Origin of the sequence: Enterobacter cloacae complex sp. 370H10, assembly GCF_050031535.1 — a bacterium.
GTDB classification, from domain to species: Bacteria; Pseudomonadota; Gammaproteobacteria; order Enterobacterales; family Enterobacteriaceae; genus Enterobacter; species Enterobacter intestinihominis.
Genome location: NZ_JBLGWG010000001.1, coordinates 4,707,434 through 4,721,104 on the forward strand (window position 1 = coordinate 4,707,434; position 13,671 = coordinate 4,721,104).

The 13,671-nt window shown below is 52.2% G+C and carries 11 protein-coding genes, 2 tRNA genes and 4 rRNA genes; 5 read left to right on the plus strand and 12 right to left on the minus strand.

Features of this window, described 5'->3' with window-relative positions; all coding sequences use genetic code 11:
- The first annotated feature begins 135 nt into the window (after nucleotides 1–135).
- A complete protein-coding gene (locus ACQG2Q_RS23205; RefSeq protein ID WP_003860364.1) occupies nucleotides 136–357 on the plus strand; it encodes a lipoprotein in 222 nt (73 codons plus the stop codon).
- Between the two features lie 346 nt (nucleotides 358–703).
- On the opposite strand, the gene rrf (ACQG2Q_RS23210) is transcribed toward ACQG2Q_RS23205, so the two are convergent.
- From rrf (ACQG2Q_RS23210) to ACQG2Q_RS23235, 6 genes are all read right to left on the minus strand, one after another.
- Nucleotides 704–819: ribosomal RNA gene (rrf, locus tag ACQG2Q_RS23210) — 5S ribosomal RNA — on the minus strand.
- Nucleotides 820–862: 43 nt separating this feature from the next.
- Nucleotides 863–938, minus strand: a tRNA-Thr gene (locus tag ACQG2Q_RS23215).
- 14 nt (nucleotides 939–952) lie between these two features.
- Nucleotides 953–1,068: ribosomal RNA gene (rrf, locus tag ACQG2Q_RS23220) — 5S ribosomal RNA — on the minus strand.
- A gap of 71 nt (nucleotides 1,069–1,139) precedes the next feature.
- Nucleotides 1,140–4,045 (minus strand): 23S ribosomal RNA (locus tag ACQG2Q_RS23225).
- 182 nt (nucleotides 4,046–4,227) lie between these two features.
- Nucleotides 4,228–4,303 (minus strand) — tRNA-Glu (locus tag ACQG2Q_RS23230).
- A gap of 84 nt (nucleotides 4,304–4,387) precedes the next feature.
- Nucleotides 4,388–5,929: ribosomal RNA gene (locus ACQG2Q_RS23235) — 16S ribosomal RNA — on the minus strand.
- The 16S, 23S and 5S rRNA genes sit together here with 2 tRNA genes alongside, the layout of an rRNA operon.
- A gap of 471 nt (nucleotides 5,930–6,400) precedes the next feature.
- Here ACQG2Q_RS23235 and ACQG2Q_RS23240 point away from each other — a divergent pair.
- Entirely contained in the window at nucleotides 6,401–6,955 is a 555-nt protein-coding gene (locus ACQG2Q_RS23240; RefSeq protein ID WP_426759269.1) for a gamma carbonic anhydrase family protein, read from the plus strand.
- Here the strand turns inward: ACQG2Q_RS23240 and ACQG2Q_RS23245 are convergent.
- From ACQG2Q_RS23245 to dprA, 6 genes are read right to left on the minus strand one after another with little or no spacing between them, the layout of a single operon-like run.
- Nucleotides 6,931–7,179, minus strand: coding sequence for a DUF1488 domain-containing protein (locus ACQG2Q_RS23245; protein WP_032626752.1), 249 nt, complete (start codon nucleotides 7,177–7,179; stop codon nucleotides 6,931–6,933). The genes ACQG2Q_RS23240 and ACQG2Q_RS23245 overlap by 25 nt on opposite strands.
- Entirely contained in the window at nucleotides 7,176–7,994 is an 819-nt protein-coding gene (gene aroE / locus ACQG2Q_RS23250) for a shikimate dehydrogenase (protein WP_023307090.1), read from the minus strand. The genes ACQG2Q_RS23245 and aroE overlap by 4 nt, the downstream gene beginning before the upstream one ends.
- A gap of 4 nt (nucleotides 7,995–7,998) precedes the next feature.
- Complete coding sequence (gene tsaC, locus ACQG2Q_RS23255) at nucleotides 7,999–8,571, minus strand: L-threonylcarbamoyladenylate synthase type 1 TsaC (protein ID WP_022649580.1); 573 nt, start codon at nucleotides 8,569–8,571, stop codon at nucleotides 7,999–8,001.
- A complete protein-coding gene (locus ACQG2Q_RS23260; RefSeq protein ID WP_063152866.1) occupies nucleotides 8,564–9,118 on the minus strand; it encodes a DNA topoisomerase family protein in 555 nt (184 codons plus the stop codon). Before ACQG2Q_RS23260 ends, tsaC begins: the two co-directional genes overlap by 8 nt.
- Nucleotides 9,119–9,144: 26 nt before the next feature.
- Nucleotides 9,145–9,618, minus strand: coding sequence for a DUF494 family protein Smg (gene smg / locus ACQG2Q_RS23265; RefSeq protein ID WP_000460665.1), 474 nt, complete (start codon nucleotides 9,616–9,618; stop codon nucleotides 9,145–9,147).
- Nucleotides 9,590–10,714, minus strand: a complete 1,125-nt coding sequence (dprA, locus tag ACQG2Q_RS23270; protein ID WP_058677624.1) for a DNA-protecting protein DprA — start codon at nucleotides 10,712–10,714, stop codon at nucleotides 9,590–9,592. The genes smg and dprA overlap by 29 nt, the downstream gene beginning before the upstream one ends.
- A gap of 127 nt (nucleotides 10,715–10,841) precedes the next feature.
- Between dprA and def the strand changes: the two genes are divergently transcribed.
- Genes def through rsmB form a run of 3 tightly spaced genes read left to right on the plus strand, consistent with a single transcriptional unit; the run spans nucleotide 10,842 to nucleotide 13,661 of the window.
- The gene (gene def, locus ACQG2Q_RS23275; RefSeq protein WP_006812188.1) at nucleotides 10,842–11,351 is read left to right on the plus strand and encodes a peptide deformylase; all 510 of its coding nucleotides are present in this window, start codon (nucleotides 10,842–10,844) and stop codon (nucleotides 11,349–11,351) included.
- A 23-nt stretch (nucleotides 11,352–11,374) separates the two neighbouring features.
- Nucleotides 11,375–12,322: a methionyl-tRNA formyltransferase gene (fmt, locus tag ACQG2Q_RS23280; protein WP_023298756.1), complete on the plus strand. Its 948-nt coding sequence runs from the start codon at nucleotides 11,375–11,377 to the stop codon at nucleotides 12,320–12,322.
- A 52-nt stretch (nucleotides 12,323–12,374) separates the two neighbouring features.
- Nucleotides 12,375–13,661: a 16S rRNA (cytosine(967)-C(5))-methyltransferase RsmB gene (rsmB, locus tag ACQG2Q_RS23285; RefSeq protein ID WP_096217033.1), complete on the plus strand. Its 1,287-nt coding sequence runs from the start codon at nucleotides 12,375–12,377 to the stop codon at nucleotides 13,659–13,661.
- The last annotated feature ends 10 nt before the right edge of the window (nucleotides 13,662–13,671 follow it).

The following is a 13,671-nucleotide window of genomic DNA, read 5'->3' on the forward strand; positions in this document are numbered from 1 at the left end:
ATGATTTTTACAATCCACACAATTTGAGATTATTCCCCGTGCTGTATGGTATTAGTGCGGTGGTAAAATAATCATCAATTCGTAAATTGCCGCATCGGCTCTTAAGCGAATAAGCGATCATATTGAGGTAACATCATGAAAAGATTCCTTTCCGTTGCACTTCTCGCTGCGCTGCTTGCTGGTTGCGCGCACGACTCTCCCTGTGTACCGGTATACGACGATCAGGGGCGACTGGTTCACACCAATACCTGTATGAAGGGGACTACCCAGGATAACTGGGAAACAGCAGGTGCGATTGCCGGTGGCGCCGCAGCAATAGCTGGCCTGACTCTCGGTATTGTCGCCCTGACTAAATAATACTTTTAAAAGCGCGGCTATCGCCGCGCTTTTATTTTATCTAATCAAAGGGATGTATATTTCCCCTCTCAGATATCTTCAGATAATTTTTAGATTCAGTATCCTATTTTTTTATAGCCCTATTTCCTTATCTATACAACCTCAGTCTGAATCACTGAATTGATTTAACGCTGCTGCGAGTAAGCATTATGCATTCCGTGAATTCATTTATAGCTGGGTTAAGACGCTTTAATACGTCAGTAAGGTATTAACGGCACTCGTTGGAATATCTGATAAGGAAATTGGTTTAGCTGAGGGCATAACGCAAAAAGGCCATCCTTTCGGATGGCCTTTCTACTTGTTTGATGTCTGGCAGTTCCCTACTCTCACATGGGGAGACCCCACACTACCATCGGCGCTACGGCGTTTCACTTCTGAGTTCGGCATGGGGTCAGGTGGGACCACCGCGCTAAAGCCGCCAGACAAATTCTTTTACTTCTTGCCGAACTTTAACCTAAGTATAAAGTGGTGCTGATACCCAGAGTCGAACTGGGGACCTCACCCTTACCAAGGGTGCGCTCTACCAACTGAGCCATATCAGCACGCTAAATTTGATGCCTGGCAGTTCCCTACTCTCACATGGGGAGACCCCACACTACCATCGGCGCTACGGCGTTTCACTTCTGAGTTCGGCATGGGGTCAGGTGGGACCACCGCGCTAAAGCCGCCAGGCAAATTCTGTTAATCTGTATCAGGCTGAAAATCGTGTCTGTCTCTCTTCGCCAAAACAGCTTCGGCGTTGTAAGGTTAAGCCTCACGGTTCATTAGTATCGGTTAGCTCAACGCATCGCTGCGCTTACACACCCGACCTATCAACGTCGTCGTCTTCAACGTTCCTTCAGGAGACTTAAAGTCTCAGGGAGAACTCATCTCGGGGCAAGTTTCGTGCTTAGATGCTTTCAGCACTTATCTTTTCCGCATTTAGCTACCGGGCAGTGCCATTGGCATGACAACCCGAACACCAGTGATGCGTCCACTCCGGTCCTCTCGTACTAGGAGCAGCCCCCCTCAATTCTCCAGCGCCCACGGCAGATAGGGACCGAACTGTCTCACGACGTTCTAAACCCAGCTCGCGTACCACTTTAAATGGCGAACAGCCATACCCTTGGGACCTACTTCAGCCCCAGGATGTGATGAGCCGACATCGAGGTGCCAAACACCGCCGTCGATATGAACTCTTGGGCGGTATCAGCCTGTTATCCCCGGAGTACCTTTTATCCGTTGAGCGATGGCCCTTCCATTCAGAACCACCGGATCACTATGACCTGCTTTCGCACCTGCTCGCGCCGTCACGCTCGCAGTCAAGCTGGCTTATGCCATTGCACTAACCTCCTGATGTCCGACCAGGATTAGCCAACCTTCGTGCTCCTCCGTTACTCTTTGGGAGGAGACCGCCCCAGTCAAACTACCCACCAGACACTGTCCGCAACCCGGATTACGGGTCTACGTTAGAACACCAGCCATTAAAGGGTGGTATTTCAAGGTTGGCTCCACGCAGACTGGCGTCCACGCTTCAAAGCCTCCCACCTATCCTACACATCAAGGACCAGTGTTCAGTGTCAAGCTATAGTAAAGGTTCACGGGGTCTTTCCGTCTTGCCGCGGGTACACTGCATCTTCACAGCGAGTTCAATTTCACTGAGTCTCGGGTGGAGACAGCCTGGCCATCATTACGCCATTCGTGCAGGTCGGAACTTACCCGACAAGGAATTTCGCTACCTTAGGACCGTTATAGTTACGGCCGCCGTTTACCGGGGCTTCGATCAAGAGCTTCGCGTTGCCGCTAACCCCATCAATTAACCTTCCGGCACCGGGCAGGCGTCACACCGTATACGTCCACTTTCGTGTTTGCACAGTGCTGTGTTTTTAATAAACAGTTGCAGCCAGCTGGTATCTTCGACTGATTTCAGCTCCGCCCGCAGGGGCTTCACCTACCTATCAGCGTGCCTTCTCCCGAAGTTACGGCACCATTTTGCCTAGTTCCTTCACCCGAGTTCTCTCAAGCGCCTTGGTATTCTCTACCTGACCACCTGTGTCGGTTTGGGGTACGATTTCGTGTTACCTGATGCTTAGAGGCTTTTCCTGGAAGCAGGGCATTTATCACTTCAGCACCGTAGTGCCTCGTCATCACACCTCAGCGTTAATAAGGTACCGGATTTACCTGGAACCTCCGCCTACATGCTTAAACCGGGACAACCGTCGCCCGGCTGACATAGCCTTCTCCGTCCCCCCTTCGCAGTAACACCAAGTACAGGAATATTAACCTGTTTCCCATCGACTACGCCTTTCGGCCTCGCCTTAGGGGTCGACTCACCCTGCCCCGATTAACGTTGGACAGGAACCCTTGGTCTTCCGGCGAGCGGGCTTTTCACCCGCTTTATCGTTACTTATGTCAGCATTCGCACTTCTGATACCTCCAGCACCCCTCACAGGACACCTTCAACGGCTTACAGAACGCTCCCCTACCCAACAACGCATAAGCGTCGCTGCCGCAGCTTCGGTGCATGGTTTAGCCCCGTTACATCTTCCGCGCAGGCCGACTCGACCAGTGAGCTATTACGCTTTCTTTAAATGATGGCTGCTTCTAAGCCAACATCCTGGCTGTCTGTGCCTTCCCACATCGTTTCCCACTTAACCATGACTTTGGGACCTTAGCTGGCGGTCTGGGTTGTTTCCCTCTTCACGACGGACGTTAGCACCCGCCGTGTGTCTCCCGTGATAACATTCTTCGGTATTCGTAGTTTGCATCGGGTTGGTAAGCCGGGATGGCCCCCTAGCCGAAACAGTGCTCTACCCCCGAAGATGAGTTCACGAGGCGCTACCTAAATAGCTTTCGGGGAGAACCAGCTATCTCCCGGTTTGATTGGCCTTTCACCCCCAGCCACAGGTCATCCGCTAATTTTTCAACATTAGTCGGTTCGGTCCTCCAGTTAGTGTTACCCAACCTTCAACCTGCCCATGGCTAGATCACCGGGTTTCGGGTCTATACCCTGCAACTTAACGCCCAGTTAAGACTCGGTTTCCCTTCGGCTCCCCTATACGGTTAACCTTGCTACAGAATATAAGTCGCTGACCCATTATACAAAAGGTACGCAGTCACCCCATAAAGAGGCTCCCACTGCTTGTACGTACACGGTTTCAGGTTCTTTTTCACTCCCCTCGCCGGGGTTCTTTTCGCCTTTCCCTCACGGTACTGGTTCACTATCGGTCAGTCAGGAGTATTTAGCCTTGGAGGATGGTCCCCCCATATTCAGACAGGATACCACGTGTCCCGCCCTACTCTTCGAGTTCACAGCAAGTGTGCTTTCGTGTACGGGACTATCACCCTGTACCGTCGGACTTTCCAGACCGTTCCACTAACACACAAGCTGATTCAGACTCCGGGCTGCTCCCCGTTCGCTCGCCGCTACTGGGGGAATCTCGGTTGATTTCTTTTCCTCGGGGTACTTAGATGTTTCAGTTCCCCCGGTTCGCCTCGTTAACCTATGTATTCAGTTAACGATAGTGCAACGGATTGCACTGGGTTTCCCCATTCGGACATCGCCGGGTCAAAGGTTCATATCACCTCGCCGGCGCTTTTCGCAGATTAGCACGTCCTTCATCGCCTCTGACTGCCAGGGCATCCACCGTGTACGCTTAGTCGCTTAACCTCACAACCCGAAGATGTTTCACTTCTGATTGCGAAAATTTGAGAGACTCGAACACACATGAGCTGTGTGTCGTTTCAATTTTCAGCTTGATCCAGATTTTTAAAGAGCAAATATCTCAAACATGACTCGCAAGTCAGTTTTGAGATATGACGGCAGGTGACTTTCACTCACGAACCAGCAAGTGGCGTCCCCTAGGGGATTCGAACCCCTGTTACCGCCGTGAAAGGGCGGTGTCCTGGGCCTCTAGACGAAGGGGACGTACAGTCTCAATCGCAAGACGCCTTGCTATTTACTTTTCATCAGACAATCTGTGTGAGCACTACAAAGGCAGGTTCTTTAAGGTAAGGAGGTGATCCAACCGCAGGTTCCCCTACGGTTACCTTGTTACGACTTCACCCCAGTCATGAATCACAAAGTGGTAAGCGCCCTCCCGAAGGTTAAGCTACCTACTTCTTTTGCAACCCACTCCCATGGTGTGACGGGCGGTGTGTACAAGGCCCGGGAACGTATTCACCGTGGCATTCTGATCCACGATTACTAGCGATTCCGACTTCATGGAGTCGAGTTGCAGACTCCAATCCGGACTACGACGCACTTTATGAGGTCCGCTTGCTCTCGCGAGGTCGCTTCTCTTTGTATGCGCCATTGTAGCACGTGTGTAGCCCTACTCGTAAGGGCCATGATGACTTGACGTCATCCCCACCTTCCTCCAGTTTATCACTGGCAGTCTCCTTTGAGTTCCCGGCCTAACCGCTGGCAACAAAGGATAAGGGTTGCGCTCGTTGCGGGACTTAACCCAACATTTCACAACACGAGCTGACGACAGCCATGCAGCACCTGTCTCAGAGTTCCCGAAGGCACCAATCCATCTCTGGAAAGTTCTCTGGATGTCAAGAGTAGGTAAGGTTCTTCGCGTTGCATCGAATTAAACCACATGCTCCACCGCTTGTGCGGGCCCCCGTCAATTCATTTGAGTTTTAACCTTGCGGCCGTACTCCCCAGGCGGTCGACTTAACGCGTTAGCTCCGGAAGCCACGCCTCAAGGGCACAACCTCCAAGTCGACATCGTTTACGGCGTGGACTACCAGGGTATCTAATCCTGTTTGCTCCCCACGCTTTCGCACCTGAGCGTCAGTCTTTGTCCAGGGGGCCGCCTTCGCCACCGGTATTCCTCCAGATCTCTACGCATTTCACCGCTACACCTGGAATTCTACCCCCCTCTACAAGACTCTAGCCTGCCAGTTTCGAATGCAGTTCCCAGGTTGAGCCCGGGGATTTCACATCCGACTTGACAGACCGCCTGCGTGCGCTTTACGCCCAGTAATTCCGATTAACGCTTGCACCCTCCGTATTACCGCGGCTGCTGGCACGGAGTTAGCCGGTGCTTCTTCTGCGGGTAACGTCAATCGACAGGGTTATTAACCCTGTCGCCTTCCTCCCCGCTGAAAGTACTTTACAACCCGAAGGCCTTCTTCATACACGCGGCATGGCTGCATCAGGCTTGCGCCCATTGTGCAATATTCCCCACTGCTGCCTCCCGTAGGAGTCTGGACCGTGTCTCAGTTCCAGTGTGGCTGGTCATCCTCTCAGACCAGCTAGGGATCGTCGCCTAGGTGAGCCGTTACCCCACCTACTAGCTAATCCCATCTGGGCACATCCGATGGCAAGAGGCCCGAAGGTCCCCCTCTTTGGTCTTGCGACGTTATGCGGTATTAGCTACCGTTTCCAGTAGTTATCCCCCTCCATCAGGCAGTTTCCCAGACATTACTCACCCGTCCGCCACTCGTCAGCGAAGCAGCAAGCTGCTTCCTGTTACCGTTCGACTTGCATGTGTTAGGCCTGCCGCCAGCGTTCAATCTGAGCCATGATCAAACTCTTCAATTTAAGTTTGATGCTCGTGAATTAAACTTCGTAATGAATTACGTGTTCACTCAGAGACTTGGTATTCATTTTTCGTCCGAGGACGTTAAGAATCCATGTCACTTTGAGTGCCCACACAGATTGTCTGATAAATTGTTAAAGAGCAGTTGCGACGCGCTTCAGCGCTCTGTCGCGAGGTGGCGTATATTACGCTTTCCTCTTTCAGAGTCAACCCGTTATTTCAGGATTTTTCTCTTCAACCGACCGGGTAGTCTGTGAAGTGATTCACATCTGCCGTGTCGATGGAGGCGCATTATAGGGATCCCAGTTTTTAGCACAAGTATTTTTTAGATCTTTTTTTCCAACTGATGATTTTCCGTGCTTTTCGCTGAAAACCCACCCGATCCGCTTAAAAATTGACGCATTTTGCCTTGCCTCGCTCCAGGAATACGATCAAAGTCTTCTTTAATAACGCTCATCTGTATCGAGGTAGATATGTTTGCAGTATTACGTCCTTATAAAGATCTGTTCCCCCAAAAAGGCGATCGCGTGATGATCGATGCCAGCAGCGTGGTCATTGGTGATGTTCGCATGGCCGATGATGTCAGCATCTGGCCACTTGTCGCGATCCGGGGCGATGTTAACTACGTTGCAATCGGTGCACGCACCAATATTCAGGACGGCAGCGTGTTGCATGTGACTCATAAGTCATCTTATAACCCTGAGGGCAACCCGCTCATTATTGGGAAAGATGTTACCGTCGGCCATAAAGTGATGCTCCACGGCTGCACGATCGGTAACAGGGTTCTCGTTGGGATGGGATCGATTTTGCTGGATGGCGTCATTGTAGAAGATGACGTAATGATTGGCGCAGGGAGTCTTATTCCGCAAAACAAGCGTCTTGAAAGTGGGTATCTCTATTTAGGCAGCCCGGTTAAACAGATCCGCCCCCTAAAAGAGACGGAGATCGAAGGATTGAAATACTCAGCGAACAATTACGTTAAATGGAAAAATGACTATCTGGATCAGGATAACCAGACCCAACCCTGATCGTCTTCCTGCTGATCGCGGATCAAATCGCTGGCATCCTCTTCCAGGTCCCAGCGATTTTCGCAAAAGACCGCTAACGGATCTGCCCCCCCAAAGCGCTGAAGCAACGTTTCCCCTTTAATCGCACAGGTGAGCTGCATTCCATGCACCAGCACCGGGAAACAAACCGCTTGCTTGTTTTCATCCCAGATTTCTCTGTCGGGAAAATGAATCGCCTGATTCACGCCGTCAGTTCCTGTTTCAGCTTTTCAATCACCGGTTCTACAGCGGGTAACAGGCCATGCCAGAGTAGCACCGCATGAGCCGCCTGCCCCACCAGCATTCCCAGACCATCAGCCACGTGTTTTGCCCCCTGTTGTTCGCACCAGGTCAGAAAGGGCGTTTTCCCTTTTTGATAAAACATGTCATAGGCGTAGATGTGGGAATGAATCAGGGATGCAGGAATCGCCGGGATCTCTCCATTAATACCGCTTGAGGTGGCATTAATCACAAGATCAAATTCGTGACGCGCGAGATCGTCAGGTGCTACCGCAGCTACGCTGCCTGTGTGTGCGAACAACGCCGCCAGCTCTTCTGCTCTGGAGAAAGTACGGTTGGTGATTGTCACCGCACAATCCAGCGAAAGAAGAGGAAGCAATACGCCGCGCGAGGCGCCACCCGCGCCGATCAGCAGGATCCGAAAGCCTGGTTTAATAAACGACAATCGCTCCAGATCGCTGAGTAAACCAATCCCATCGGTGTTATCGCCCAGAAGGCGACCATCTTCAAGCCGCTTAAGAGTATTGACGGCGCCAGCGAGCGACGCACGTTCGGTCAGTTCATCCGCGCGCCCGAAAGCCTCTTCTTTAAAAGGCACCGTGACGTTCGCACCTTTACCACCCGCATCAAAAAAGCTATTCAGCGTCGGTATAAATGCATCAACAGGCGCAAGAACCCGACCATATGGGTGATCTATATGCAATTGCTCCGCAAACAGCCGATGGATCAGAGGCGACTTGCTGTGCGCGATCGGGTTACCAAAAACAGCATAGGTTTCCATCACATTATCCCTGGCGAAAACGTTCGCCGGTCAAGGCATCGCGAATTTCTGACGGGTTAAGACGACCACCGGTTTCACCCACGGCTACCGGGAAATCATTCCCGAACTGCGCCAGAACTTCTTCGGTTGTCCGACAAGGGGGAAGCCCGGTCAGGTTGGCGCTGGTTGAAACCAGAGGTTTACCAAATGCCTGGCATAACTCCACCACCAGCGGATGGTCGGTGACGCGTACCGCGAGTGAATCGAAACGCCCGGTTAACCAGCGCGGCGTTGTCGGCTGTGCAGGAAAAACAAACGTCACGGGACCAGGCCACGCAGAGAAAATGGTTTCCCGCTGTGCAGGTGTCAGCATGGAATCATCAATATAAGGCTTAAGCTGCTCGTAGTTCGCAGCGATCAAAATCAATCCTTTTTCGACAGGCCGCTGTTTTAGCGCCAGCAGACGGTTAACGGCGACTTCGCTGTCAGGATCACACCCGACCCCGAAAACGGCTTCTGTTGGATAGGCGATGACTTCTTCTTTTTTCAGGATTTCCACCGCCTGCGCGATGGAGCCTGATGGCAGGTTATTATTCACTGATTTGATCCGCCGAAACCGGCTTTCCACATTGTTTACTGGCGCAAAAGCGTTTCAAGCCTTGCGCGGTTTTCTTCTCTATAAGTAACGGATAATCGCAATGAGAGCAGACGCCCGCTACTGGTTTGAAATTGATGACGAACTGGCATTCAGGATAGCGATCGCACGAATGGAAGGTCTTGCCATAACGAGAGCGCCGCTGCACCAATTGGCCACGCTGGCACTGAGGGCAGGCAATTGCCGTTTCATCTGGCTTATCAATTTGTTCCGTATGTTCACACTCCGGGTAGCGGCTGCATCCGATAAACATCCCGAACCGCCCCTGCCGCAGCGCCAGTTCACCGCCACAGAGAGGACAAAGCTGTCCCTCCAGAATTTTGACGATATGTCCATCCGCCTGGCTTTTCAGGGGACGGACATAATCACATTCCGGATAGTGTGAACAACCGAGAAACGGACCGTGTTTCCCGGACCGAATAACAAGTTTTGCCCCGCACTGTGGGCAGGGCTCGTTTTTATGCACCGTGAAGAGTGCTGATTTGGCCATAACAACTCTTGTTGCTGCACATAGAATTAATGCAGCATACCTTCATTCACTTCAAAGAGTAATTCTTCCATTTGCTGATAGGCATTTTCACAGCCTGGAATGTTGAACAGAACCATCAGGATCACCCATTTCAGATCTTCCAGTTCAAACTCAGCAGTATCCAGCGCCATGACGCGCTCTATCACCATCTCTCTCGTTTCGAGGTTTAGCACCTGAATCTGCTCGAGGAATAAAATGAATCCCCGGCAGCTGGCATCCAGCCTTTCACACTCTTCAGCTGTATAGATGCGCACAGACAATGGGTCAGAAGCAAGCTGCATCGGTTCGGCGAGGCCGTCCTGATAATCAGCCAACTTATCCAGCCACATCAACGCATTATATATATCTTCCCGCTCAAAACCTGCGTCGGTCAGATCCCGTGTTAATTTGTCCTGATCCACCTGCATTTCTGCTTCGTTGTGGATGTAAGTCTCAAACAAATACATCAGTACGTCGAACATGGCATGCCCTCCTTAATCGGACATAGCCGCCGGGTACAGCTGCGATCCACCCTGCTAACTCCAGTTCGAGTAGCTGTGCTACCGTTACTGGCACAGGTTGGCCGGCACGTTCAGCGACAACGTCAACAGGTGTTACCTCATCTCCTACGTTAGCCAGGAGCTTGGGAAATGGCAATGCTACTGCCTCCTGATCCGATGAAATATGTCGCTTTTGGAGATCATCCTGCAACCAATGCAGTCCATACTGCAAATTTTCAAGGATATCTTCTTTGCAGGTCACCAGCGTCGCCCCCTGTTTTATCAGCCAGTGAGGACCTTCGCAGCCGGGGTTCCCCAACGGGCCGGGCAGCGCAAAAACTTCACGCCCCTGCTCCAGTGCGCACCTTGCGGTAACCAGCGACCCACTCCGAATCGCAGCTTCGACCACCAGCACGCCCTGGCTTAACCCACTAATGATCCGGTTACGCCGTGGAAAGTTACCCGGTCTGGGCGGTGTTGAGAGTGAAAACTCAGACACTATTGCCCCCTCTGAAGCAATAAGTTGCTCAGCCAGAATATGATGACGACGCGGATAGAGACTAAAAAGACCATTGCCAAGCACGGCGACACTTCGCCCTTTTGCGGACAACGCCGCATGATGTGCTACACCGTCGATGCCGCAAGCCAGGCCACTGGTGATCGTAAAGCCACATTGGGACAGCTGTTCGCTCAGCATTTTCCCCCAACGCTCGCCATACCACGAGGGCGCACGGCTGCCCACAACCGCAAGCTGCATGCTATTAAGCACGTCAACGCGGCCTCGCACAAATAGCGCCCCGGGAAAATCAGGGATAGAACGCAACAATGGCGGGAAGCGAGGATCATCCGCCGTGAGAAGGTGGTTGTCGGCGTGTTCCAGCCATTCCAGACTACGTTCAAGCTCACTCTCACTGAACGAAAAAAACTTTACGGCATGTTTGGGCGAAAGCCCTGACGCGTTGACAGCTTCAGCATCGACGATTGCCTGGCGAAGCAGCCTCTGCGCAATCTCCAGCATCGCGTCGCCGTATAACGACCCGATGTTTATAAGCCGTAACCATATCTCTGTGGACGTCATCCTTTTCCCTGCCATAAGCAGCCTCAGCAATCTTTGCGATTGGTCACTGATGCTGTCAATCGACCGGGGATTTGTCTAGAATAGAAGTAATATTCTTATCAACTCCTGAACACGACTCTGGAAATTTATGGCAGTTTTGCAAGTGTTACATATTCCTGACGAGCGCCTTCGCATCGTCGCGGAACCGGTTAAAGAAGTGAATGCAGAAATTCAGCGTATCGTCGATGATATGTTCGATACCATGTACGCTGAAGAAGGCATTGGCCTTGCCGCGACCCAGGTAGACATTCACAAACGTATTATTGTGATCGACGTTTCTGAAAATCGTGATGAGCGCCTGGTGCTGATCAACCCTGAGCTGCTGGAAAAAAGCGGCGAAACAGGTATTGAGGAAGGCTGTCTGTCTATCCCTGAACAGCGCGCTTTGGTGCCACGTGCCGAAAAAGTTAAAATCCGCGCACTGGATCGTGACGGCAATCCGTTTGAGCTGGAAGCCGACGATCTGCTGGCAATTTGCATTCAGCATGAGATGGATCACCTGGTCGGTAAACTGTTTATCGATTACCTCTCACCTCTGAAGCAACAGCGTATTCGTCAGAAAGTTGAGAAACTGGATCGTTTGCGTTCTCGCGCTTAACGCCCCCGGATACAAGGAATAACGTGTCTACATCACTACGTATAATCTTCGCGGGTACCCCTGATTTTGCAGCGCGTCATCTCGACGCGCTGTTAACGTCTGGCCATCAGATTGTTGGCGTATTTACTCAGCCGGACCGTCCGGCTGGCCGCGGTAAAAAACTGATGCCTGGCCCGGTTAAGGTACTGGCAGAAACACATGGTTTACCGGTTTTCCAGCCTGCGTCATTACGACCTGAGGAAAACCAGAAGTTAGTGGCAGACCTGAACGCGGACGTGATGGTAGTTGTGGCTTACGGCCTCATTCTGCCGAAAGCGGTACTCGATATGCCCCGCCTGGGCTGTGTGAACGTTCATGGTTCTTTGCTCCCACGCTGGCGTGGTGCAGCTCCTATTCAGCGTGCTCTGTGGGCAGGCGATGCTGAAACTGGCGTGACAATCATGAAGATGGACGTAGGTTTAGACACGGGCGACATGCTGTATAAACTGGCGTGTCCCATCACCGCAGAAGATACCAGCGCCACGCTGTATGACAAGCTGGCGGATCTCGGCCCGCAGGGGCTGATTGAGACGCTGCAACAGCTTGCTGACAATACAGCGACACCTGAAGTGCAGGATGAGGCACAGGTGACCTATGCTGAGAAACTGAGTAAAGAAGAAGCCCGGATCGACTGGTCCCTGTCAGCAGCTCAACTCGAACGCTGCATCCGCGCCTTTAATCCATGGCCGATGAGCTGGTTGATGATTGATGAGCAGCCAGTGAAAGTCTGGAAAGCTTCAGTTATTAACGGCAATGCATCGGCAGAGCCCGGTACGATTATCGACGCCAGCAAAAACGGTATCCAGGTTGCGACCGGAGAAGGGATACTGAATCTTGAATCGCTGCAACCGGCCGGTAAAAAGGCAATGAGCGCGCAGGATCTATTAAATTCTCGTCGTGAATGGTTCATCCCTGGCAATCGCCTTGCCTGAACAAATTTATTCTTAAGGCCCGGTGTTTCCGGGCATTTTTATTTTTACGGTTATGAATAGACAAAATCTACGCACTATGGCGGCTCAGGCCGTTGAGCAGGTTATCGAGCAGGGCCAGTCACTGAGTAATGTCCTGCCTCCACTGCAACAAAAGGTTTCCGATAAAGACAAAGCCCTGCTTCAGGAGCTGTGCTTTGGCGTGCTGCGCACCCTCTCTCAGCTTGAGTGGTTGATTAACAAGCTGATGTCACGCCCGATGAGCGGCAAGCAGCGTACCGTGCATTATTTGATCATGGTCGGTTTCTACCAGCTTCTTCATACCCGCATTCCACCTCATGCTGCGCTGGCCGAGACAGTGGAGGGTGCCGTTGCGATTAAACGTCCTCAGCTAAAAGGATTGATCAACGGCGTGCTGCGTCAGTTCCAGCGTCAGCAGGACGAACTGTTGGCAGAATTTGCGCAAAGCGAAGCGCGCTTCCTTCACCCTGAATGGCTGCTGAATCGCCTTAAAAAAGCCTACCCACAGCAATGGCAAGACATTGTGGATGCCAATAATCAACGTCCGCCGATGTGGTTACGCGTCAATCGTAACCATCATACACGCGACGCATGGCTGGCCCTGCTGGAAGAGGCCGGAATGAGCGGCTTCACACACGCTGCTTATCCTGATGCGGTTCGTTTAGCCTCCCCTGCACCGGTACATGCATTACCCGGTTTTGAAGAGGGCTGGGTAACGGTACAGGACGCATCTGCTCAGGGCTGCATGACCTGGCTTGAGCCGAAAGACGGGGAGCAGATCCTCGATCTCTGTGCGGCGCCAGGGGGGAAAACAACGCACATCCTGGAAGTGGCGCCGCAGGCCGGCGTGATGGCCGTGGATGTTGATGAGCAGCGCCTTTCACGCGTCTATGACAACCTTAAGCGTCTGGGTATGAAAGCACAGGTTAAGCAAGGCGATGGACGCAAACCCGCTGACTGGTGTGGTGATACCCGGTTCGATCGCATTTTGCTGGACGCCCCCTGCTCAGCAACCGGCGTGATTCGTCGTCATCCCGATATCAAATGGCTGCGTCGCAATCGTGATATCAAGGAGCTTGCCCAGTTGCAATCCGAAATTCTGGATGCCATCTGGCCGCATCTCAAACCCGGCGGAACCCTGGTGTATGCAACCTGCTCTGTTCTCCCGGAAGAGAACAGTCAGCAAATTGCGGCTTTCCTGAAACGCACCCCGGACGCTACGCTGCACGATACGGGAACGCCTGAGCACCCGGGTCTGCAAAACCTGCCGGGCGCAGAAGAGGGTGATGGCTTCTTTTACGCTAAGCTAATCAAAGAGTGATGTTGAGAAC